General features: G+C 62.8%; 25 protein-coding genes. 16 read left to right on the forward strand and 9 right to left on the reverse strand.

The features are described from left to right. The first annotated feature begins 138 nt into the window (after nt 1-138). Nucleotides 139-345, forward strand: coding sequence for a hypothetical protein (locus AB8A38_RS01895; RefSeq protein ID WP_315842642.1), 207 nt, complete (start codon nt 139-141; stop codon nt 343-345). On the opposite strand, the gene AB8A38_RS01900 is transcribed toward AB8A38_RS01895, so the two are convergent. After that, complete coding sequence (locus tag AB8A38_RS01900; RefSeq protein ID WP_315842641.1) at nt 334-783, reverse strand: winged helix-turn-helix transcriptional regulator; 450 nt, start codon at nt 781-783, stop codon at nt 334-336. The genes AB8A38_RS01895 and AB8A38_RS01900 overlap by 12 nt on opposite strands. A 127-nt stretch (nt 784-910) precedes the next feature. Here AB8A38_RS01900 and AB8A38_RS01905 point away from each other — a divergent pair, with 127 nt between their 5' ends. Together AB8A38_RS01905 and AB8A38_RS01910 are read left to right on the forward strand one after the other, a co-directional pair. Further along, complete coding sequence (locus AB8A38_RS01905; RefSeq protein ID WP_315842640.1) at nt 911-1,684, forward strand: SDR family NAD(P)-dependent oxidoreductase; 774 nt, start codon at nt 911-913, stop codon at nt 1,682-1,684. Between the two features lie 150 nt (nt 1,685-1,834). Next, complete coding sequence (locus tag AB8A38_RS01910) at nt 1,835-1,990, forward strand: hypothetical protein (protein WP_170849816.1); 156 nt, start codon at nt 1,835-1,837, stop codon at nt 1,988-1,990. 71 nt (nt 1,991-2,061) lie between these two features. On the opposite strand, the gene AB8A38_RS01915 is transcribed toward AB8A38_RS01910, so the two are convergent. Further along, nucleotides 2,062-2,670, reverse strand: a complete 609-nt coding sequence (locus AB8A38_RS01915) for an FMN-dependent NADH-azoreductase (protein WP_315842639.1) — start codon at nt 2,668-2,670, stop codon at nt 2,062-2,064. A 97-nt stretch (nt 2,671-2,767) separates the two neighbouring features. On the opposite strand from AB8A38_RS01915, the gene AB8A38_RS01920 reads away from it, so the two are divergent. Beyond that, entirely contained in the window at nt 2,768-3,148 is a 381-nt protein-coding gene (locus tag AB8A38_RS01920; protein WP_315842638.1) for a winged helix-turn-helix transcriptional regulator, read from the forward strand. A 4-nt stretch (nt 3,149-3,152) separates the two neighbouring features. Here AB8A38_RS01920 and dprA read toward each other — a convergent pair whose 3' ends face one another. Then, nucleotides 3,153-4,271, reverse strand: coding sequence for a DNA-processing protein DprA (dprA, locus tag AB8A38_RS01925; RefSeq protein ID WP_315842637.1), 1,119 nt, complete (start codon nt 4,269-4,271; stop codon nt 3,153-3,155). A gap of 108 nt (nt 4,272-4,379) precedes the next feature. On the opposite strand from dprA, the gene AB8A38_RS01930 reads away from it, so the two are divergent. Continuing rightward, on the forward strand, nt 4,380-4,844 hold the full coding sequence (locus tag AB8A38_RS01930; protein ID WP_439084759.1) for a hypothetical protein: 465 nt from the start codon (nt 4,380-4,382) through the stop codon (nt 4,842-4,844). Between the two features lie 94 nt (nt 4,845-4,938). Further along, complete coding sequence (locus AB8A38_RS01935) at nt 4,939-5,970, forward strand: DUF6892 domain-containing protein (protein WP_439084760.1); 1,032 nt, start codon at nt 4,939-4,941, stop codon at nt 5,968-5,970. Nucleotides 5,971-5,998: 28 nt separating this feature from the next. On the opposite strand, the gene plsY is transcribed toward AB8A38_RS01935, so the two are convergent. The 3 genes from plsY to AB8A38_RS01950 all read right to left on the reverse strand — a co-directional run bounded on the left by plsY (nt 5,999) and on the right by AB8A38_RS01950 (nt 8,932). Next, a complete protein-coding gene (plsY, locus tag AB8A38_RS01940; RefSeq protein ID WP_439084761.1) occupies nt 5,999-6,586 on the reverse strand; it encodes a glycerol-3-phosphate 1-O-acyltransferase PlsY in 588 nt (195 codons plus the stop codon). Between the two features lie 86 nt (nt 6,587-6,672). Next, nucleotides 6,673-7,974, reverse strand: a complete 1,302-nt coding sequence (locus tag AB8A38_RS01945) for a dihydroorotase (protein ID WP_439084762.1) — start codon at nt 7,972-7,974, stop codon at nt 6,673-6,675. A 4-nt stretch (nt 7,975-7,978) separates the two neighbouring features. Next, the gene (locus tag AB8A38_RS01950; RefSeq protein ID WP_089263769.1) at nt 7,979-8,932 is read right to left on the reverse strand and encodes an aspartate carbamoyltransferase catalytic subunit; all 954 of its coding nucleotides are present in this window, start codon (nt 8,930-8,932) and stop codon (nt 7,979-7,981) included. Nucleotides 8,933-9,080: 148 nt separating this feature from the next. Between AB8A38_RS01950 and AB8A38_RS01955 the strand changes: the two genes are divergently transcribed. From AB8A38_RS01955 to AB8A38_RS01965, 3 genes are all read left to right on the forward strand, one after another. Continuing rightward, the gene (locus tag AB8A38_RS01955; protein ID WP_439084763.1) at nt 9,081-9,854 is read left to right on the forward strand and encodes a M15 family metallopeptidase; all 774 of its coding nucleotides are present in this window, start codon (nt 9,081-9,083) and stop codon (nt 9,852-9,854) included. Between the two features lie 67 nt (nt 9,855-9,921). Further along, nucleotides 9,922-11,568, forward strand: a complete 1,647-nt coding sequence (locus AB8A38_RS01960; protein ID WP_439084764.1) for an isovaleryl-CoA dehydrogenase — start codon at nt 9,922-9,924, stop codon at nt 11,566-11,568. After that, nucleotides 11,565-12,359, forward strand: coding sequence for a lysostaphin resistance A-like protein (locus AB8A38_RS01965; protein ID WP_439084765.1), 795 nt, complete (start codon nt 11,565-11,567; stop codon nt 12,357-12,359). The genes AB8A38_RS01960 and AB8A38_RS01965 overlap by 4 nt, the downstream gene beginning before the upstream one ends. 57 nt (nt 12,360-12,416) lie before the next feature. On the opposite strand, the gene AB8A38_RS01970 is transcribed toward AB8A38_RS01965, so the two are convergent. Genes AB8A38_RS01970 through AB8A38_RS01980 form a run of 3 tightly spaced genes read right to left on the reverse strand, consistent with a single transcriptional unit; the run spans nt 12,417 to nt 14,444 of the window. Then, nucleotides 12,417-13,343 carry an AEC family transporter gene (locus tag AB8A38_RS01970; protein WP_439084766.1) on the reverse strand — a complete coding sequence of 309 codons (927 nt, stop codon included), beginning with the start codon at nt 13,341-13,343 and terminating at the stop codon, nt 12,417-12,419. Between the two features lie 4 nt (nt 13,344-13,347). After that, entirely contained in the window at nt 13,348-13,839 is a 492-nt protein-coding gene (ruvX, locus tag AB8A38_RS01975) for a Holliday junction resolvase RuvX (protein ID WP_068732426.1), read from the reverse strand. 47 nt (nt 13,840-13,886) lie between these two features. Then, a complete protein-coding gene (locus AB8A38_RS01980) occupies nt 13,887-14,444 on the reverse strand; it encodes a GNAT family N-acetyltransferase (protein WP_439084767.1) in 558 nt (185 codons plus the stop codon). An 83-nt stretch (nt 14,445-14,527) separates the two neighbouring features. Between AB8A38_RS01980 and AB8A38_RS01985 the strand changes: the two genes are divergently transcribed. From AB8A38_RS01985 to AB8A38_RS02015, 7 genes are all read left to right on the forward strand, one after another. Further along, the gene (locus AB8A38_RS01985; RefSeq protein ID WP_068732430.1) at nt 14,528-14,752 is read left to right on the forward strand and encodes a hypothetical protein; all 225 of its coding nucleotides are present in this window, start codon (nt 14,528-14,530) and stop codon (nt 14,750-14,752) included. Between the two features lie 148 nt (nt 14,753-14,900). Then, nucleotides 14,901-15,977, forward strand: a complete 1,077-nt coding sequence (locus tag AB8A38_RS01990; RefSeq protein WP_439084768.1) for an NAD(P)H-dependent flavin oxidoreductase — start codon at nt 14,901-14,903, stop codon at nt 15,975-15,977. Nucleotides 15,978-16,068: 91 nt separating this feature from the next. Then, the gene (gene gatC / locus AB8A38_RS01995; RefSeq protein WP_093761362.1) at nt 16,069-16,356 is read left to right on the forward strand and encodes an Asp-tRNA(Asn)/Glu-tRNA(Gln) amidotransferase subunit GatC; all 288 of its coding nucleotides are present in this window, start codon (nt 16,069-16,071) and stop codon (nt 16,354-16,356) included. 31 nt (nt 16,357-16,387) lie between these two features. Then, a complete protein-coding gene (locus AB8A38_RS02000; RefSeq protein ID WP_068732436.1) occupies nt 16,388-16,621 on the forward strand; it encodes a hypothetical protein in 234 nt (77 codons plus the stop codon). Next, nucleotides 16,622-18,100, forward strand: a complete 1,479-nt coding sequence (gatA, locus tag AB8A38_RS02005; RefSeq protein ID WP_439084769.1) for an Asp-tRNA(Asn)/Glu-tRNA(Gln) amidotransferase subunit GatA — start codon at nt 16,622-16,624, stop codon at nt 18,098-18,100. Between the two features lie 94 nt (nt 18,101-18,194). Beyond that, nucleotides 18,195-19,292, forward strand: a complete 1,098-nt coding sequence (locus AB8A38_RS02010) for a sensor histidine kinase (RefSeq protein WP_315842623.1) — start codon at nt 18,195-18,197, stop codon at nt 19,290-19,292. A gap of 202 nt (nt 19,293-19,494) precedes the next feature. Beyond that, nucleotides 19,495-20,883 (forward strand): patatin-like phospholipase family protein, encoded by a 1,389-nt coding sequence (locus AB8A38_RS02015; protein WP_439084770.1) that lies wholly within the window; start codon nt 19,495-19,497, stop codon nt 20,881-20,883. The last annotated feature ends 60 nt before the right edge of the window (nt 20,884-20,943 follow it).

Raw genomic sequence — 20,943 nt, forward strand, 5'->3', positions numbered from 1 at the left:
TCAAATCGTGAGTTGTTGATGGCCGCGGCTGGGGGTTCCCAATCATTTACCAAGGGTTGCAAAATACAACCATTAAGGGTACGATTTGATGCTTCGTTGGTGCTGATTTCGCCCGGACTGCCCGGCTAGGGAATGCCTATGACACCGCCCATACCGGACGATCAGGCGCAGGGCGATGGCGGGCCCGAGGAGGCGGCACTCTATATAAAGAGTGCGGTCCGGGATTTGTCGCGGATGGCGCGCCGGCATCGCCACGACATGCTCGCTTACCTGCTCGATATGGCGCATCTGGAAACCGAGGAGATCCTGCGGCTGCGTGACTTGCGTAAGCCGTCAGGCCGTTGAGGGCACGATCGTGGTGTCGCCATAGCCGAGCAGCCTGCCGTCGGCCGCATGCAGTTCCAGCTTCTTGATCTGCTTGCCGGTCTTGCGATCGACCATGATGGTCGTCGGTTCGCCGGGTTTGAAAGCGTAGTCCTCTCCCCATTGACGCAGCGCCACCATGATTGGATGGACGGCCTGGCCTTTCGGGGTCAGGACATAGTCCTGATAAGCGCTGCCGTCGGCTGCCGGCTCCAGTTTCAGGATGCCGTCCTCCACGAGGGCTTTCAGCCTGACGGCGAGAATGTTCTTCGCCAGTCCGAGACTCTTCTGGAATTCGCCGAAGCGGCGCGCGCCCAGCATGGCGTCGCGGATGATCATCATTGTCCAGCAGTCGCCGATCACCTCCATGGAGCGGGCGACCGGGCAGGTGGAGTCCTTGAGACTGGTGCGTTTGGCCATGCAACTTTCCTGCGACGGAAAAAGAAAATCTTGCGATCGACTGGTCGAGTGGTTGCATTATGAAACCACTCGCTCTAAATGTCCATGTGGTTTTAAAAAGCAACCACTTGATCATCAGGAGATCACCATGCGTTTGGCGAACAAGACGGCGCTCATCACGGGCGGCAATAGCGGTATCGGACTGACCACGGCGAAGCTCTTCGTCGCTGAGGGCGCCAAGGTGGCCATCACCGGCCGCGACAAGGCCAAGCTGGACGCGGCAGTGGCCGAACTCGGCCCGAATGCGATCGGCATCGTCGCTGATGCGACTGACATCGCTGCTACAGAGAACGCCGTGACCAAAGCGGTCGAGAAATTCGGCAAGCTCGACATCGTATTCGCCAATGCCGGCATTAGCGCGCATACGCCGGTGGGCGGCACCGCGCTTGATGTATTCGAGTCCGTTTTGAAGACCAACATCACCGCCGTGTTCTTCACCGTGCAGGCGGCAGCCGCGCATCTCAACGATGGCGCGTCGATCATTCTCAACGGTTCGGTGATCTCGGTACTCGGCAATCCCGGCTATGCCGCCTATGCCGCGAGCAAGGCCGGCGTGCGCGCGATGGCCCGCGTGATGGCGTCCGAGCTGTCGCCGCGCAATATCCGCGTCAATGTCGTCTCGCCCGGCGCAACCGCGACGCCGATCTGGGACCGTGTTGCGCCGACGCCGGAAGCTTTCAACGCATTCGAGAAGCGCCTGTCGCAGACCATCCCGCTCGGGCGTTTCGGCAAGCCGGAAGAGGTCGCGAAGACGGTGCTGTTTCTGGCATCCGACGATTCATCGAACGTGCAGGGGGCGGAGATCTTTGTCGATGGCGGCGTCACGTCATCGCCAGCCGGCGCACCGGCGTTTCGTGGCTGATTGCTGATCAAACAGTACAAGAGTGCCGGCGTCTCTCGAACGCGTTCGAGGTACGTCGGTATCTCCTGAAGATAATGTTTGAATGCGCTGAACCATTGTGGCTGCCGGTCAGACATTTGAAGCGGGCTGGAGCGACGCACAGGAGGCCACATGACCAAAGTCGCGCGCATCTCCGAACCTGCGGTCATTTCTGCACGTACCGAAAGTCACCCACTCGCGACGGTCGCGCTGTTTAGCGCAATCGGCTTGTTGATCTCGTTGAGCGTTTTGTTGCTCGATAAATATGTGCCGGGTGAGTGGTTCTGAGGTCTCGCTTCCCGACGAGCAAGACCGCTTGAACCGGCAGGCCGGTTCAAGCTCGCTATGGGAGTGTTGGGTTAAGCCGCGTGCAGATCCGTCGCTGCCTGCAAGGCACCGGCAACGGCTTTCTCGCGTAGCTCCGGTCCCATCATGATGCCGTCGGCGGCGATGAATTCGAGATTGGTGACACCGATGAAGCCGAACACCCAGCGCAGATAGGTTTCGAGATGTTCGCCGGCAGCCGTCGGCATGTCCGCGCCGTAGAAGCCGCCGCGTGAAATGGCGACGATGACGCGCTTGCTGCCCGCGAGGCCTTCGGCACCCTTGTCGCCATATTTGAATGTCTTGCCGGCGACGAGGACACGGTCGATCCAGGCCTTGAGCTGGCTCGGGATGGTAAAGTTGTACATCGGTGCGCCGATCACCACGATATCGGCAGCAAGAAACTCCTCCAGCACGGCACTACCGGCGGCGAGATCGGGCTGAAGCGCCGCATCGGGCGCTGCGCCCTGCGCGACGGCGAGATGGGAGCCGGACAGATGCGCCAGCGGCGTGGTGGTGAGATCGCGATAGGTGGTCTCGAGGCCGGGATTGGCCTTCGCCAGCCGGTCGGCGATGGCGGCGGATACCTGCCGGCTGACGGAGTGGGGGCCGAGCACGCTGGAATCGATATGGAGCAGTTTCATCTGGGTCATCCCTGGTATAGGTTTGTAACTGACGCTAGATGAGTGACTGTCAAAAACTGCGCAAGAAGGCACAATTTTGAAACCCGAGCACAAAAAGGTGCCTGCTTTGCCGGCGATTCCGCATCAGGAAAGCGACTGCCGCGGCGTCGCGTCAGTGTTGGCGCGGGTCGGCGACAAATGGAGCGTGCTGGTGATCATGCTGCTCGGGGACGGCCCGCGGCGCTTCAACGAATTGAAGCGCATGATCGGCGGCATCTCGCAGCGGATGCTGACCCTCACGCTGCGCGGGCTTGAACGCGATGGGCTGGTGACGCGCACAGTGTTTCCGACCGTGCCCCCGCGTGTGGACTATGAACTCACGGATCTCGGCCGAGGCCTGAGCGATCCGGTCATGAAGCTCGGCGCATGGGCGCAGCAACATCTGTCCGATATCGACACCGCGCGGAAAAACTTCGACGGGCGCAATTCGGAGGACTGAGTCCTCAGATCATCGACACCAGCCCGCCACCGTGACGCTCGAGCCGTCCGGCAAGCTCGAGCTCCAGCAGCACGATGCGGACGGTGGCGGCCGACGTGCCGGCGAGGCGGATCAGATCGTCGATGCCGATCGGGCTTGGACTGAGCAAGGCGATGACGCGCGCGCGATCGCTGCTGTCTGGTTCATCGAATGACGTGACGTCGTCCGGTTCGCGGCTCGACAATTCGATCGGCCGCTCCATGATCGGTGCGACCGCATTGATCACATCGGAGGCTTCGGTCACGAGCGCCGCGCCCTGCTTGATGAGGTCGTTGGTGCCGGCGGCGCGGGGATCGAGCGGCGAGCCCGGCACGGCAAACACTTCGCGGCCCTGTTCGGCAGCCATCCGTGCGGTGATCAGCGAGCCCGAGCGATGCGCGGCTTCGATGACCACGACGCCGAGCGCGGCGCCGGAGATCAGACGATTGCGGCGGGGAAAATCGCGGGCGCGCGGGACATGGGCGAGCGGCATCTCCGAAATCGCGCCGCCGTTGTCCAGCAGGGCGAGCAGCAGGTCCTCGTGTTCGGGCGGATAGATCTTGTCATGACCGCCAGCCAGCACCGCGACGGTGCCTGCATTCAGGCTGGCGCGATGCGCGGCCTGATCGATGCCGCGTGCGAGCCCCGACACGATCACGAAGCCTGCGTCGCCGAGATCGCGCGCCAGTCTCTCCGCGAATTTCAGTCCTGCGCCGGACGCATTGCGCGAGCCGACGATGGCGAGCATTGGCCGCATCAGCGCATCCACCTTGCCGCGGATGCCGAGCAGCGGCGGTGCGTCGTCGATCCCCGCCAATCGCGGCGGGTAGCCGGGCTCACTGGGCGCGACGAGCGCGACACCCATCTTGCGTCCGAGGTCGAGTTCACGCTGGGCATCGTCGGTGCTGCAGATCCGGCCGGCGCGGGTCGCGCCGCCCCGGCGCGCCAGATCGGGCAGCTGCTCCAGCGCGCCGCGTGCGCTGCCGAAATGGCTGATGAGCGACCGGAAGGTGCGCGGCCCCACATTGTCGCTGCGGATCAGCCGCAGCCAGTCGAGCCGCTGGGCGTCCGTGAGCTGTCTGCTGCCCTGTGAGATGCTGTCCAAACCATGCTCCCCCGGTGGAGAGCATCCATCAACTTAAGGATGCATTCAATTGACATTCGCACTTAAGGTGCGAGAGTAGGGGTGAGCCCTGATGGCTTGTGTTCAGTGATGGCAATGCTTTGGGACGTGAACAACTTCCAGCGGATCGGCGCATCGAGCAACGCCGCCGTTGGGCGTGAGTTCGAGGAAGCGGCGCAGATCTTCTTTCATTCCGAGGGCGTGCAGCTTGCGCGCAATTTCGTCGTACCCGTCGGCCACCGGCTGCAGAAGAACAAGCGCTTCGATCTCGGCAGCGCCAGCCCGCGCATCCTGGTCGAATGCAAGTCCTACACCTGGACAGTGTCCGGCAATCGGCCGAGCGCCAAGATCCGCGGCATGAACGAAGCCATGCTGCTGTTCGGCGCGGCGCCTCGCGACTATCGGAAGATTCTGTTCGTGCTCAAACATCTTCACCCGCATTCGAAGGTGAGTCTGATCTCGCATTATATCAAGAACAACGGTCACCTGATCAGCCGCGGCATCGAGATCTGGGAGTTCGATCTCGACGCGAAGCAGGGCGCGCGGGTGTTTTGAGCGAGTGCGCGGGAACGCTTGTGGTTGTCTTGGGTGATGAACTATTTCGGCCAGCGGATCACTAACAGCTGCATTCACAGCAGTGAGTTCCGTCGTGCCCAGCCACACCGTCGATATCGAAGCCCTCGCACAACTGCGTCCGGGAATGCCTGTATCGCGTCTGTCGCAAGCGCTGGGGGCGCATTGGCGCCCGCTGACGCCGGGCGATGAAGGCTGGGTCAGACCAGCGCGCGATGTGGTCGGTGGTTTCTCAGCGCGGGTCGATATTCACGGCGTCATCCGCCATCTCAACATACATGCCGCGTTCCCTAAACCGGCGATGGGCGATCAACTGCAGCTAGGCATGACGCTACAGGCGGCGAAAGCCGAATATCCCTCGCTTGCTTTTGTGCAGGACATCGCCGGTGTGTCTCAGACGTTGCAGCTTTACGGCGCATCGGCGGCCGACGGGATGCAATTGACTGCGTTATTCCGCGACGAACGACTGCTCGGTCTTCAACTCTTCTACCCGGATGCGATCTATGTGGCGGAGATGCCCGCTCTTGTACCACCCGATCTGCCGGCCGGTGCACCATTCGCCGATCCGAATTTCAAACTGGTGGTGCTTGATGCGCTTCTGGAAGTGGGATTGATTGATCTCGGAAGTGCTTCCCAGTTTTTGTCGCAGGTGCTGGGCCGGCCCTTTGATCCGCGCGACGATAGCCAGTGGCCGCACAAATGCCAGCCTGCTTACGATTATCTCGTTCGTATCCCGCTCACACCGGATCAGCTGTCAGCGGTGACAGCGCTGTGTTTCGACGCCGGCAATGCGATCTATGACTACATCTGGCCGGGGTGGAGCGGCGAGACCGCCGATTTTTATGTGCGCAGCCTGGAAGGCATCGAGCAGCTGACACATCTACGAGATTTCAACGATATCGCATTGCTGGAAGCGAATGATCTGAGCCCGCTTTCACTTTTGCCCGATTTACGTTCGCTCGATCTGGGGTCGGGAACGAAGCTGCCGGCTGCGACCCTGCTGAGTCTCCCGGCTTTGGAGCGGTTTGCCTGTTATGAAAACGACGCGCCAGATCGTGTGGCGCTGGAAGCGCTCAAGGCGAAAGGCGTCAAGGTTCACCTGCATTGATTGCAGCAGAACCAAAAAGGACGGGGTTCTACTTCTGTCCGATCTTGCCTTCGGTGCCGTTCAGCAGTCGCTTGATGTTCTCGCGGTGCATGAACCACAGCAGGAGCGTCAGTGCGGTGGCCAGCACGGCGAGTTGCGGGGCTTTTGCCCACCACAGGAAGATCGGCGTGATGGCGCTGGCGGTCAGTGCTGAAAACGACGAGTAGCGCGAGGTGAAGGCGCAGGCGAGCCAGGCGAGACAGAACACGATGGCGGCAGGCCAGTACAGGCCGAACATGATGCCGATATAGACAGCAACACCCTTGCCGCCCTTGAAGCCGAGCCAAACCGGGAAGAGGTGCCCCAAGAAAGCGAAGAGACCGGCGATCATGGCCGGGACGGGACCGCCGACGCTGCCGGCGATGATCACGGCGACGGTGCCCTTGAGGGCGTCGAGCAGCAGCGTGGCTGCAGCGAGGCCCTTGCGGCCGGTGCGCAGCACGTTGGTGGCGCCGATATTGCCGGAGCCAATGGTGCGGATGTCCTGTGTGCCGGCGAGCTTGGTCAGCACCAGCCCGAACGGAACCGAGCCGAGGAAATAACCGAGCGCGGCAGCGAATATGTAGAGAACGATCATTGGACCTCTATTCTAAGACGCGCTTCGCACTTTCGTGCTCCCAGACGCGCTTCGCGCTTTCGGTGCCCTGAGACGCGCTTATGGCGTCAGACGTGCTCGTAAACGGTGCGTCCGCCAACAATAGTGCGTGCGACGCGCCCCGTGAAGCGGGCTTCGTCGAATGGCGTATTCTTGCATTGCGACTTCAGGTCCGCGGGATCCAGCACCCACGGCACATCGGCGTCAATGACAATGATGTCGGCGACAGCGCCGGGGCGCAGCGTGCCGCCGGGCAGGCCGAGCAGTTCGGCCGGGCGTGTCGACATCGCACGGATCAACTGGGTGAAGGTGAGCTCGCCATTGTGGATCAGCCGCAATCCCGCCGACAGCATTGTTTCGAGGCCGATGGCACCCGGCGCGGCTTCTGCAAATGGCAGCCGCTTGGTCTCGACGTCCTGCGGATTGTGGTCGGACATGATGACGTCGATCAATCCTGACGCGACGGCCTCGACCAGCGCGCGGCGGTTCTCTTCGGTGCGGAGCGGCGGCGACAATTTGAGATAGGAGCGATAGGGCCCGATATCGTTTTCGTTCAGCGTCAGGTGATTGATCGACGCGGAGGCGCTGACACGCAAGCCGGCGTCGCGGGCGCGCTTCAGGATCTCGATGGATTCGATACAGGTCAGGGAGGCCGCATGGTAGCGCCCGCCGGTGAGGGCGACGAGACGCATGTCGCGCTCCAGCATGATGGCTTCGGCAGCATTGGGAATTCCCATCAGGCCGAGCCGTGACGCGCGCTCGCCTTCATTCATCACGCCTTCGCCGACGAGGTCGGGATCCTCGGTGTAATGCACGATCAGTGCGTCGAAATCGCGTGCATAGGTCAGCGCGCGGCGCATGATCTGCGCGTTGGTGATGCTCTTGTCGGCATCTGTGAAAGCGACGGCGCCGGCCGCTTTCAGCAGCCCGATCTCGGTCATCTCATGGCCTTCGAGGCCCTTGGTCAGCGCGGCCATCGGATGGATGTTGACGATGGCGGTGTCGCGGGCGCGCCGCAGCACGAAGTCGACGGTGGCTGAGTTGTCGATGGTCGGCGAGGTATCCGGCTGGCAGATGATGGTGGTGATGCCGCCGGCTGCGGCTGCACGGCTGGCAGAGGCGAAAGTCTCACGGTGGCTGGCGCCGGGTTCGCCGACGAAAGCGCGCATGTCGATGAGGCCGGGCGCCACGACCTTGCCGGCGCAATTGATGATGTCGGTGCCTTCGGGCACGCCGGCCGCGCCAATGCCGCGGCGGGCGTCGCGGATCATGCCATCGGCGATCAGCACATCCCCGGGACCGTCGAGGTCACATGACGGATCGATCAGGTGCGCATTGGCGAGGAGGATAGGGCGGCGGTCTGTCAGCATGGCGTCACGCGTTCGGCAGGTTGCGCGCGAGCGCTTCGAGCACGGCCATGCGGACCGCCACGCCCATCTCGACCTGTTCGCGGATCAGCGACTGCGCGCCGTCCGCGACGAGGGAGTCGATCTCGACGCCGCGGTTCATCGGGCCGGGATGCATCACCAGCGCATCGGGCTTGGCGTAAGCGAGCTTCTTCTGGTCGAGGCCGAAATACTGGAAGTATTCGGCAGAGGACGGCACGAAGGAGCCGTTCATGCGCTCGCGCTGCAACCGCAGCATCATCACGATGTCAGCGCCGTTGAGGCCTTCGCGCATATCGCGCGCGACCTCGACGCCCATGCGTTCGATGCCCGGTGGCAGCAGCGTGGAGGGCGCGACGACGCGGACGCGTGCGCCCATGGTGTTGAGCAAGAGAATGTTGGAACGCGCGACCCGCGAATGCAGCACGTCGCCGCAGATCGCGATCACGAGACCTTCGAGCCGGCCCTTGTTGCGACGGATGGTCAATGCGTCGAGCAGTGCTTGCGTTGGATGTTCATGGGCGCCGTCGCCGGCATTGATGACGGAGCCGTCGACCTTGCGCGCCAGCAGTTCAACCGCGCCGGAGGCATGATGGCGCATCACGAGAATGTCCGGATGCATCGCGTTCAGCGTCATCGCGGTGTCGATCAGCGTCTCGCCCTTTTTGATCGAGGACGATGACACCGACATGTTCATGACATCGGCGCCAAGCCGCTTGCCGGCCAGTTCAAACGATGACTGGGTGCGTGTCGAATTTTCGAAAAACAGATTGATCTGGGTGCGACCGCGCAGGCTGGAGCGCTTTTTGTCGACCTGGCGGTTCAGCTCGACATATTCCTCGGACAGGTCGAGGAGGCCGGTGATATCCGCGGCGGAAAGGCCCTCGATGCCCAGCAAATGCCGGTGTCCGAGGACGAAAGAGGATTTCGTGGCTTGGGTCATTAAAACGAAAGCTATAGGCAGAGTTGAAAAGCGGAGCAAGCGCGATTCGGCCGGTTTCGGGTTATCCCCCGGTCAGTCCGGCGGCAGGGTAAAGATGATGAGACCAAATCCCTGCAGAATCGCCTTGGTTGGAGCTCCGGAACCGGTCATGAGAGATGCTCTGAACCAAGTGGTCGCGACGGTTTCGGCGTCGCTTTTTCTGGCCTTCGGCGCTGTCGTCGCGCATGCGCAAAACCTGCCCGATGATTTCGTGTTCCTGCGCGATATCGATCCCTCGATCCGGCAGGACATCCGCTATGCCGGCGTCAACAATTTCGTCGGTCGCAAGCTCAGCGGCTATGATAGCGCGGAATGCGTGGTGAAGCGCCCGGTCGGCGTCGCTCTGCAAAAGGTGCAGCGCGAACTTCTGGCGCAAAACCTGTCGCTGAAAATGCTGGATTGCTATCGGCCGGCGCGGGCGTCGCGCGACATGGTGGCGTGGGCGCGCGATGGCAACGAGACACCGGCGCAGAAGCGTTACAATCCGTCCTTCAGCAAAGCCGATCTGTTCAGGCTCGGCTATATCGCCGAGCGCTCCGGCCACTCCACTGGCGCGGCGCTCGATCTGACGCTGGTCGATCTGCGCGCGCCGGCGTCGCCGACATTTGATCCGAACAAGGCCTATGCAAGCTGCATCGCGCCGGAAGCACAGCGCGCTCCCGAGGGCAGTGTCGATATGGGCACGGGTTACGATTGCTCCGATGCCAAGGCGCATACCGGATCGCGCGCGATTTCACCCGCGCAGCGGCGCTGGCGCGATCTCTTGGTGACTGCGATGGGCAGGCAGGGCTTCGTGAATTATTCCAAGGAATGGTGGCACTTCTCGCTGCCCGGCACAGGCGTGCGCGCCTACGATTTCCCGATTGCACGGCAGGCAAGATAGCCCCGTGAAATCCCGGTCAATCCGGCGTAAAATGATTCGCAATACCGCCTCCAGCCGGAACTGATTCATGACCGACGTCACCTCTGCCATCCATGCGGTGCTTAACCAGTCGCCACCGTTCGAGGGCGTCAATCTGTTCGAGCTGGACCGGCCGCTCGTGGAAGCGGTTGCGATGAATGAGGGCTCGTTCGCCTATGTCGACCACGCCGAATTCGGTCAGCTGTGGGGATCGGCCGAGATGGCGCAGCGCGCGCGGCTGGCCAACGAGAATACGCCGAAGCTGCGGACGTTCGATGCGCGCGGCAACAGGCGCGACGAGGTCGAGTTTCATCCGGCCTATCACGAATTGATGGCGCAGAGCGTCGCTGCGGGCATTCACAACTCGACATGGACGCGTGACGGCAAGTCCGCACGCGGCGCGTCCGAAGTGGCGCGCGCGGCAAGGTTCTTCATGGCGGCGCAGGTCGAGACCGGACATCTGTGTCCGATCACCATGACGCGCGCCGCGGTGGGTGCATTGGCTTCGCAGCCCGACGTGCTGGCACAGGTCATGCCCCGGATTGCCAGCCGCGATTACGATCCGAGCTTTGCGCCTTGGTCGGCCAAGCGCGGCATGACGCTGGGCATGGGGATGACCGAGCGGCAGGGCGGCACGGATGTGCGCAGCAACATGACGCGCGCGGTGCGCGACGGCGATGCGTATCGTATCAGCGGCCACAAATGGTTCATGTCAGCGCCAATGTGCGACGCATTCCTTGTGCTGGCGCAGACCGGGGACGGGTTGAGCTGTTTCTTCATGCCGCGATACCGGCCGGACGGTTCGCTCAATGCGCTGAATTTCCAGCGCCTGAAGGACAAGCTTGGCAATCGCTCCAATGCCTCGTCTGAAGTCGAATTCAACGACGCCTATGCTCTGCGCGTCGGCGACGAAGGCAAGGGCATCCGCACCATCATCCAGATGGTGCAGCTGACGCGGCAGGATTGCGCCACAGCATCGGCCGGATTGATGCGCTCGGGCCTCGTTCATGCGCTGCATCACGCAAGGCACCGCAGCGTGTTCCAGAAACACTTGGCCGATCAACCGATGATGCAAAGCGTGCTTGCTGATATGGCCCTGCATGTCGAGGCATCCACCGCGCTGGTCATGCGGCTGTGCCGTGCGTTCGACGTGGCACCGGAGGATGCGTCCGAGGCGGCCTATATGCGCTTCCTGACGCCGGTCGTGAAATACTGGGTCTGTAAGTCGGCGCCGGGCTTCCTTTACGAGGCGATGGAATGCATGGGCGGCAATGGCTATGTCGAGGACGGCATTCTGGCGCGGCACTATCGCGAGGCGCCGGTCAATGCGATCTGGGAAGGCTCCGGCAATGTGATGTGCCTCGATGTGCTGCGGGCGCTGTCGCGCGAAGGCGACGCATCGACCGCGGTGCTGCAGGAGCTGATGCTGGAGACGCGCGGACTGCCCGGCGCGGCCGACACTGCGGCCTTCATCATCCGCACCTTGCTGCGGCCCGATAGCGAGCGTGTTGCGCGGCAAGCAGTGGAATCGCTGGCGTTGCTGGCGGCCTGCGCCGCGCTGAACATCGTGCATCCGCCCCATGCTGAACTATTTGCGCGGACACGCCTCGATGGTGCGCGCAACGCGATCTATGGCACCGCTGAATTGACCGAAGCTCAGGGCCGGGGACTGCTCGAGCGGGCGTTGCCGCAGTGAGTGCACTGGAGACGCCGATCGCTCTCGTTGTACCCTCGGATCTGCCACCCGCGACAAAGCCGCCGCGGGTCTGGAAATTCTGGGGCACGTGCCTCTGGGGGCTGTTCGCTTTTGCAGCGATGTTCGTCGGTCAGTTGACCGTCGTCGCCTATTACCTGCTGATCAAGGATGCGCCACTCGATGCGACGCTGCTGATCAAGGCGATGAGCAGCGGCACGACCATCGCCGCGTCCGTTCTCATGGGGCTTCCGGCCGTGTGTCTGGCGCTGTGGCTGGCGACGCGCATGGCGCGGCAATCCTTCGCGGACTATCTGGGGCTACGCGGCACGTCCTGGAAAAACTACGTCATCGGCACGGTGGCGCTGATCGTGCTGGTCGGCGCCTGGGAGCTGGTCGCAAAAGGCATGGGCCGCGACTCCGCGCCGACTTTCATGCTGGAAGTGCTGAAGTCGGCCCGCGCCGACGGCGCGCTGTGGCTGCTCGTGATTGCGTTCTGTGTCGGCGCGCCGATGACCGAAGAGTTCTTCGCGCGTGGCTTCCTCTATCGCGGCTGGTCGGAATCGTTCTTGCGGCCGTTTGGCGCCATCGTGGCGTCATCGCTGGTCTGGACGGCGATGCATCTGCAGTATGACTGGTTTTTCTTCGTCGAGATTTTCACCATCGGCCTGCTGTTCGGCTATATGCGCTATCGCAGCCACTCGACATGGCTGACGATCTTTCTGCACGGCCTCAACAATTTGGCGGCGACTGTTCAGACGCTGCTCATCGCGAACGGCGTGATATCGCCCTAGAGCATGATCCCGAAAAGTGGGAACCGGTTTTCGGGATCATGCTCAAAAAAGAAAAACCTATTCCGCCAGCGCAATGAACACCGGCATGGTCAGCACCGCCAGCGTGGTTTGAATGGTCAGGATCTGCGCCAACAGAGGCGCGTCGCCGCCCATCTGTCGCGCCAGAATATAGCCGTTCGACGCCGATGGCACCGACGCGCAGCAGACGACCACCGCGAGGTTGGTACCGGACAGGCCGAACGCGATGCCAAGGCCCATGGCGATCAGCGGCATCACGGCGAGTTTCAAGACGACTGTCAGTGCTGCAGCCATGCCGGGCTTGTGCAGGCCTTCGAGTTGCAGACCGGCGCCGACGATCAGCAGGCCCATCGCCAGCGAACAGCGCCCGAGCGCATCGAGGAATTCGTGTGCGGGGCGCGGCACGGGCAATCCGGCCAGGTTGATCGCGAGGCCGATCACGCAGGCCCAGATCAGCGGGTTCTTGGCGATGGTCAGCAGCAGCGCCGGCCAGGACAGCCGTTGCGGCGAGGCGTAATGCGCCAGCACCCAGACCGCTAGAATATTCAGGAGCGGGATCATCGCCACCATGGCGACGGAGGCCAGCGTGATACCAAGATCGCCCCACAGATTGCCGGCGACCGAGAGTGCCACGAAGGTCTGCCAACGCGTGGCGCCCTGAAACAGCGAGGTGAAGGCCGGCCCATCGAGGCCGATGGCCCGCGCCAGCAACGGACGCAGCGCCAGACATAGCGCGGACATCAGGATGACGGAGAGCAACAAGGCACCGCCGACACCTGCGATCGGCACCGACGCCAGATTTGCCCGCGCCAGCGTGTCGATCAGCAGGGCGGGGAACAGCACGTAATAGACGAGCTGTTCCAGCCCGACCCATTCGATATTCTGTTTCAGCAGCAGGCGCCGCAGCGCGTAACCGAGCACGATGAGCAGGAAGACCGGGACGAGAGCGGCAAATACCGTCAGCATGGGGTCAGCGAATATCCGGCGTGCGCAGCAAGGCGGCGAGGCGATCTAGCGCGCCCTGAAGAATAAAGATCGCGGCATGTTCGTCGATGACCTTGGCGCGCTTGGCGCGGCTAACATCATTGGCAATTAGTTCGCGCTCGACCGCAGATGTGGAGAGCCGCTCGTCCCAGAAGGCGATCGGCAGTTCAGTCAGTTTCGAGAAGTTGCGGGCGAAGGCGCGCGTCGATTGCGCGCGCGGTCCCTCGCTGCCGTCCATATTGATGGGAAGACCGAGCACGAAGCCACAGATGTTACGCTCGCCGGCCAGCTTGATCAGGCGCGCGGCATCCGCCTTGAAAGCGGTGCGCTCGACAGTCTCAATGCCGGTCGCGAGACGGCGATCGGGATCGGACACCGCGACACCAATGGTCTTGGTACCGAGATCGAGACCGATCAGCGCGCCGCGGGCGGGCAGATGTGCGGCGGCTTCGACGAGGGGAAGGATGACTGCAGGCATGGTCCCGCATAACACGCGGAGCCATCAGATCAAACGCTGCGCCGCAATTATCGGCGCGGACGGCGGCTGCGCCATTCCCCGGCGGTCATTTCCCAGATTTCCGAGGGCCAACGGCCGGAGACGTAATCGCGCTCCTCGGTGGCGATCACGCGCATGCCGGACGTTTCCGAAATCCGGCGCGATGCGGTGTTGGCGATGGCCTTGATGACGCGCAACACGGGCCGCTGCAGCGTATCGAACCAGAAATCTGTCACGGCGTCGCTGGCCTCGGTCATCAGGCCTTGTCCGTGCCAGGCGGGATCTAGCCAGAAGCCGCGGTTGTCGTCGTCACCGTCACGAACATTGATCATACCGATCAGCTGATCCGGTGCGGTCTTCAGGCGGATCGACCAGTGCCATTCGGTGCCACGCTCCATGCCCGGCAGCACGACATCGCGCAGGAAAGTGAAGGCGCCATCAGCCGGGTAGGGCCATGGCACGCGGCTGGCCAGGAAACGCACCACCTCCATCTGCGGGAAAAGCCTTTGCACAGCATCGGCATCATCCAGGCTCAGCGGGCGCAGGATCAGGCGCGGCGTCGTCAGTTCGGGAATGGCAGCGGTCATCGGTCGCGTTTCACATCGGTGGTGATTTGCGGCAAGGTAGCATCGTTCCCGCGTTTCTGCGTCTTACGTCACGAGCCCGATCTATGGACGCTCTCAGCCTGTTCGGATTGTTTGCAGTCAGCGCCATGCTGGTTTGCTATGCGCTGGAGGCACGCAGTCCGTGGTTCACGCTGGCCTTTGCCGGCGCCTGCGGGCTCGGATCGCTCTATGGCTTCCTGCAGGGCGCCTGGCCGTTCGGGCTGGTGGAGGCGATCTGGGCCGGCGTGGCGCTGCGCAAGTGGATGCTCATCCCCCGCGCAACCGCATAGCTCGCGCGGGCGTGGCCGTGTTAGCCTGAGTGTGGCTCGGCAATGATGCGCGCGCCACTTCCTCAGGTCTGTCCCAAGATCGTCACTGCTTTGCCGCTGGATTCAGAGGCATTGCCGCAAGATTGTCGCAAGAATCCGGAGATCCCCCATGTGGCCCGACCGCCGACTGATCGACCTTTTCGGCACCGAATTTCCCATCGTGCAGGCGCCGATGGCCGGCGTGCAGGATGCCGATATCATGATCGGTGCAGCGGAGGGCGGCGCGCTGGCCTCGTTGCCGTGCGCAATGATCTCGCCGGAGAAAGCCCGTGAGCAGATCAATATCGTGCGCCAGCGCGTCTCCGCGCCGGTCAACATGAATTACTTCTGCCACACGGCGGTGGACGCTGATCCGGCACGCGAGGCCAACTGGCGCAAGCGGCTGTCGTCCTATTACACCGAACTCGGGCTCGATCCGAATGCAGACATCAATGCGGCCAACCGTGCGCCGTTTGACGAGGCGATGTGCGCGCTGGTGGAAGAGCTGAAGCCCGAAGTGGTCAGCTTTCACTTCGGCCTGCCGGCCCCGGCGCTCTTGAAGCGCATCAAGGCAGCCGGCTGTCGGGTCATCGCCTCGGCGACCATCGTCAAGGAAGCCGTCTGGCTCGAAGAGCGCGGCGTCGACGCGGTCATCGCGCAGGGCGCGGAGGCCGGCGGTCATCGCGGCATGTTCCTGACCGAGGATATCACAACCCAGCCCGGCCTGTTCGCGCTGCTGCCGCAGATGGTGGACGCGGTGAAGGTGCCGGTGATTGCGGCGGGCGGCATCGCCGATGGGCGCGGAATCGCGGCAGCCTTTGCGCTCGGCGCAGCCGGTGTGCAGATCGGCACCGCCTATCTGCGTACGCCGGAATCCAAGGTGAGCGGGCCGGGTCGTGCAGCCCTGGCCGGGGCGTCGGATGCCTCCACCGTCATCACCAACGTCATGACTGGCCGTCCAGCCCGGGGCGTCATCAATCGCGTGATGCGCGAGGTCGGGCCGGTCTCGCCCGATGCGCCGGCATTCCCGCATTCGGCGACCGCGCTGGGGCCTCTGAAAGCCGCTGCCGAGAAGCTCGGACGGGCCGATTTTACCAATCTCTGGGCCGGACAGTCGGTGGGAATGGGCAGCGAACGGCCTGCGGCAGAGCTGACACGGTCACTGGCGGCCGCCGCATTGGCGCGAATGGCTGAATTGCGGGGCTAGGGCGCCAAACAAGGCGGAGGCGTCCGCCGGTTGCGGCGCGAAACCTCCGTCTGCTATACGGCGGGCAGAATTCGCCCAGAGGCCCTATATAATGTCCGTCGATGCAGCCACTGTTCGCCGTATCGCGCATCTTGCGCGGATCGCGGTCACTGATGCCGAAGTTCCCCATCTGCAGGGTGAGCTGAACGCGATGCTGGCCTTTGTCGAGCAGTTGCAGGAAGTGAATGTCGACGGCGTCGAGCCGATGACCTCGGTGATGCCGATGGAAATGAAGAAGCGCGCCGATGTCGTCAATGACGGCGAGATCGTCGATGCGGTGACGGCGAATGCGCCGGAGTCGGAGGATCATTTCTTCCTGGTGCCGAAAGTCGTCGAATAATCGCGCAAGAACCGTTCGGACGGAAACCGCCATGTGTCTGCTTTGCGACGATGAAAAGTCCTATCAGCTCTATATGGACTACCTCGACGAGATGGAGCGTCAGGGGAAGGTCAAGGACGTTGACGCGGCCATGGATGCCATTCTCGACAAGGTTCAGGCCGCACAGGAGGCTGACGACAAGCTCCGCCGCAGCTCTTTCAAAAAAGATGCACCTGAAAACGACAAGACGCTCTCTCCCTTCTTTTGCAGCCCGGTCAATAAATAGATGACAGATCTGACGTCGCTGACACTCGCCGAGGCGCGTGACGGCCTTGCGACCAAATCCTTCACGTCAGTCGAACTGACCGATGCGCATCTCAAGGCGATGGAAGCCGCGCGCGTGCTGAACGCCTATGTGCTGGAGACGCCGGATCAGGCGCGCGCCATGGCGCAGGCGGCCGACGCGAAACTCGCCAAGGGCGAAGGTGGCTGGCTCGGTGGCGTGCCGCTGGGCATCAAGGATCTGTTCGCGACCAGGGGCGTGCGCACAACCGCGTGTTCGAAGATCCTCGGCAATTTCGTGCCGCCTTACGAGTCGACCGTGACCGCACAGCTGTGGCGTGACGGGGCCGTGATGCTCGGCAAGCTCAACAATGATGAATTCGCCATGGGCTCGGCGAACGAGACTTCGTTCTTCGGTCCGGTGATCAATCCGTGGCGACGCGAAGGTTCCGACGTCAATCTAGTGCCCGGCGGCTCGTCCGGTGGCTCGGCATCGGCCGTTGCCGCAGGGCTCTGTCTCGGTGCCACTGCGACCGACACCGGCGGTTCGATCCGCCAGCCCGCGGCCTTCGCCGGCATCGTCGGCATGAAGCCGACCTATGGCCGCTGCTCGCGCTGGGGCACGGTCGCCTTCGCATCGTCGCTCGATCAGGCCGGGCCGATCGCGCGCACCGTGCGCGATACCGCGATCCTGATGCGCTCGATGGCCGGCTACGATCCGAAGGACTCCACCTCGGTCGATCGCGAGGTGCCGGACTATGAGGCAGCCATCGGGAAGTCCGTGAAGGGCATGAAGATCGGCATTCCCAAGGAATATCGCATCGACGGCATGCCGGCCGAGATCGAAAAGCTTTGGTCGGAAGGCGCTGCGCAGCTCAAGGCCGCCGGTGCCGAACTCGTCGACGTGTCGCTGCCGCACACCAAATACGCGCTGCCGGCCTATTACATCGTCGCGCCCGCCGAAGCCTCGTCGAACCTCGCGCGCTACGACGGCGTGCGCTACGGCCTGCGCGTGCCCGGCCGCAGCATCAGTGACATGTATGAGAATACCCGCGCTGAAGGCTTTGGTGCGGAAGTGCGCCGCCGCGTGATGATCGGAACCTATGTCCTCTCGGCAGGCTATTACGACGCTTACTATCTCCGCGCGCAAAAAGTCCGCACGCTGATCAAGCGCGACTTCGAGGAGTGTTTCGCCAAGGGGATCCATGCCATCCTGACGCCGGCGACGCCGTCGGCGGCATTCGGCATCGGTGAGAAGGGCGGCGCCGATCCGATCGAGATGTATCTCAACGACATCTTCACGGTGACGGTGAACATGGCCGGCCTGCCGGGCATCGCGGTTCCCGCGGGCAAGGATGCGCAGGGATTGCCGCTCGGATTGCAGCTGATCGGCCGTCCGTTCGATGAGGAGACGTTGTTTTCGCTCGGCGAAACCATCGAGCAGGCATCGGGGCGCTTCACGCCGCCCAAGTGGTGGGCCTGACATCATCCGGCTGCTTCAATTACACCTGTTGCGCGTTTGACATTGCGTTTTGCGGTGCACTTGGTCATGGTTTGTCCATGAGCATGGACCGTGCATGAGCACCGACGACGGGCTTCCGCCTTCCCAACAGGTCGATCAGATTCTGGGTTCCCCGAAGCTTGCGCAGGCGATCGAGAATGATCGCTACAAGCATCTGCTGGATCATGTTCCCGTTGCGCTCGCCATCTCGCGCGGATTGGGCAGCGATCAGCAGGTTGTCTACATCAACAAGGCCTTCGAGCAATTGATGGCAATGGCGCCGGCCGATGTCGAAGGCCAGAGCTGGACCTGCCTCGACGGCTTTCTCAACGAAGATAATCAGAGCCAGACACTCGGCGAGGCAATCCGCGACGGCGAGGACTTCATCGGCGTGTTCCGGCCGTCGGTGCCGGTCGATCGGCTGGTGATCGTGCAGGCCTATGCCTCGGTGATCGAGAGTGACGACGGCGTCGAGAATTTCCGGATCGCCGCGCTGGTCGATGTCGGCGGCCGCGAGCGTGCGCAGATCGAGCAGTTCGAGAACCAGATCCGCGACCGCGACATGCTGATGCGCGAGCTGCAGCACCGGGTGAAGAACAATCTGCAGCTCATCACCGCGCTGGTGCGGCTCGAAGCCCGCTCGGCAGTGGAAGGCGAGGCGGTTGCGCTCGGCAGGCTGGCGAGCCGAATTGATGCGCTGACAGTGCTGTACCGGACGCTGTCCGACGAGAACGCCGCAGCCGATATCGATCTCGGACAGTATCTATCGGACATCGCCAATGCGGTGATGGCTGCTAGCGCGACGGCGGATATCACGCTTGATGTGCAGGTCGGCTATTGCCCGATGTCGATCAATATCGCGATGCCGGCGGGACTGTTGGTCAACGAGATGCTGACCAACGCGCTGAAATACGCCTTCATCGGCCGTGCCGGCGGTCAGATCAAACTGATCTGCAAGCTGGAAGGCGGCCACATCACGGTGGTTGTCGCCGATGACGGCGTCGGTCTTGGCGAAGGTCAGGAATGGCCGTCGCCGCGCAAGCTCGGCGCGCTGATCCTGCAGACGCTCAAAGAGAATGCGCCGAACGTGAAGTTCAACGCCGAGAGCATTCGCGGGCAGGGCAGCTGGTTCACGCTGGTATTTGATGCCGCGCCGGGCACGCAGCTGAACTGAGGATTGGCGCCGCGCCATTTTGGCGCGCACCTTGTTTCACCATTCATTAGCCACGTTGCTGGCGCGATTGGTGCCGGATCGTCAGTTTGCATCGAATTGCAACGCTTTACGGTAATATCTGATTGAGATTCCGGATTGGGGACCGTCCGGACACGGTCCGTGCCGTTTGGTGCGGCCGTCTTGTGGGATCGGTAGAGAAGTGATGAGTGCGTTGCGTTCGATCGGTGTCGTGGTCACGACCTGTGCGCTGCTGCTGGGCTGTACGTCGGTCTACAACCTTCCCGCCAACGTGCCGCTGGCCGGCGCCTCCCTCGATCCCAATCTCGACGCCGTTTTCAAGGATGCTGCCGAGCAGGACGACCTGCTGATCGGCTTTTCGTTCTCAGGCGGCGGCACTCGCGCCGCGGCATTCTCGTTTGGCGTGCTGGAGGAGCTTGGCAGCATCCGCATGCGCGGCGCTTCCGACACCATGCTGGAACGCATCGATTTTCTGTCCGGCGTCTCCGGCGGATCGGTGACCGCCGCCTATTTCGGCCTCAAGAAGCGCGCCGCGCTGTCGGACTTCCGTGAACGTTTCCTGCTGCAGAATGCCGAGGCCGGACTGACCACGCAGTTGTCCCTAGGTACTATCGGCCGTGCCTTGGGCGGCGGCATCAACGACTCCAAGGGCTTCACCAGTTGGCTCGACGCCAACCTGTTCCAAAATGCGACTTTTGGCAGCCTGCGAAATAGCGGTTCGCCACGGGTCTGGATCAACGCCTCGGATATCTATAACCGCGTGCCGTTCGTGTTCGACAACACGGCGTTTGCCGCGATCTGCAGCGATCTCAGCAAGTATCCGCTGTCGGGCGCCGTGGCTGCGTCGGCCGCAGTGCCGCTCGCCTTTGCGCCGGCCGTGGTGCAGGCCTTCCCCGGCACATGCAACGAGCCGCTACCGCCCTGGGTCGCGCGCGCAGCCGCGAACCGCAATGCTTCGCCGATGCTGAGTGCCTATTCCAAGGCAGTGATGCGTTACCGCGACGGCGCGGTGCCTTACATCAAGCTGATGGATGGCGGCCTGGTCGACAATTACGGCGTCTCTGCGCTGACTATCGTGCGCGAATCCTCCGAGACACCCTATGGCCCGATGACACCGCAGCAGGCGGTCCGGCTGCGCCGCGGGATATTTATGGTGGTGGATTCCAAAGTCGGTCTCTCCGGCAACTGGATCAATACGGTGGAAGGGCCTGAAGGCGTCGATCTGATCAAGGCTGCGGTGGACACCACTATGGATGCGAGCATCGGCTCCAGCTACACCGCATTCGACCGAACCATGAAGGACTGGCAATCGTCGCTGATCAAGTGGCGCTGCGGCTTGTCGGCGGCAGAGCGTGCCCGTTATGGCGCGCGGCCCGGCTGGCGCTGCACCGATCTGGAGCTCTTCGTCGGCCGGCTCGGCTTCGATCAGCTAGATCCGGCGCGTGCCGCAGTGCTCGAAGCCGTTCCGACGCGTTTCCAGCTGCCGCAGGGGCAGGTCGATGACTTGATACTCGCCGGTCGCGAGACGTTGCGTGCCAGCTCCGTGTTCAGGGCTTTCGCTTCGGGGATATAGCCGGCCTCCTAACGGAATGCGACAAGCGGTTCTTACCCGCTCATGCGTTCCGGGAGTGGA

The organism is Tardiphaga sp. 839_C3_N1_4 (genome assembly GCF_051811045.1).
GTDB lineage: Bacteria > Pseudomonadota > Alphaproteobacteria > Rhizobiales > Xanthobacteraceae > Tardiphaga.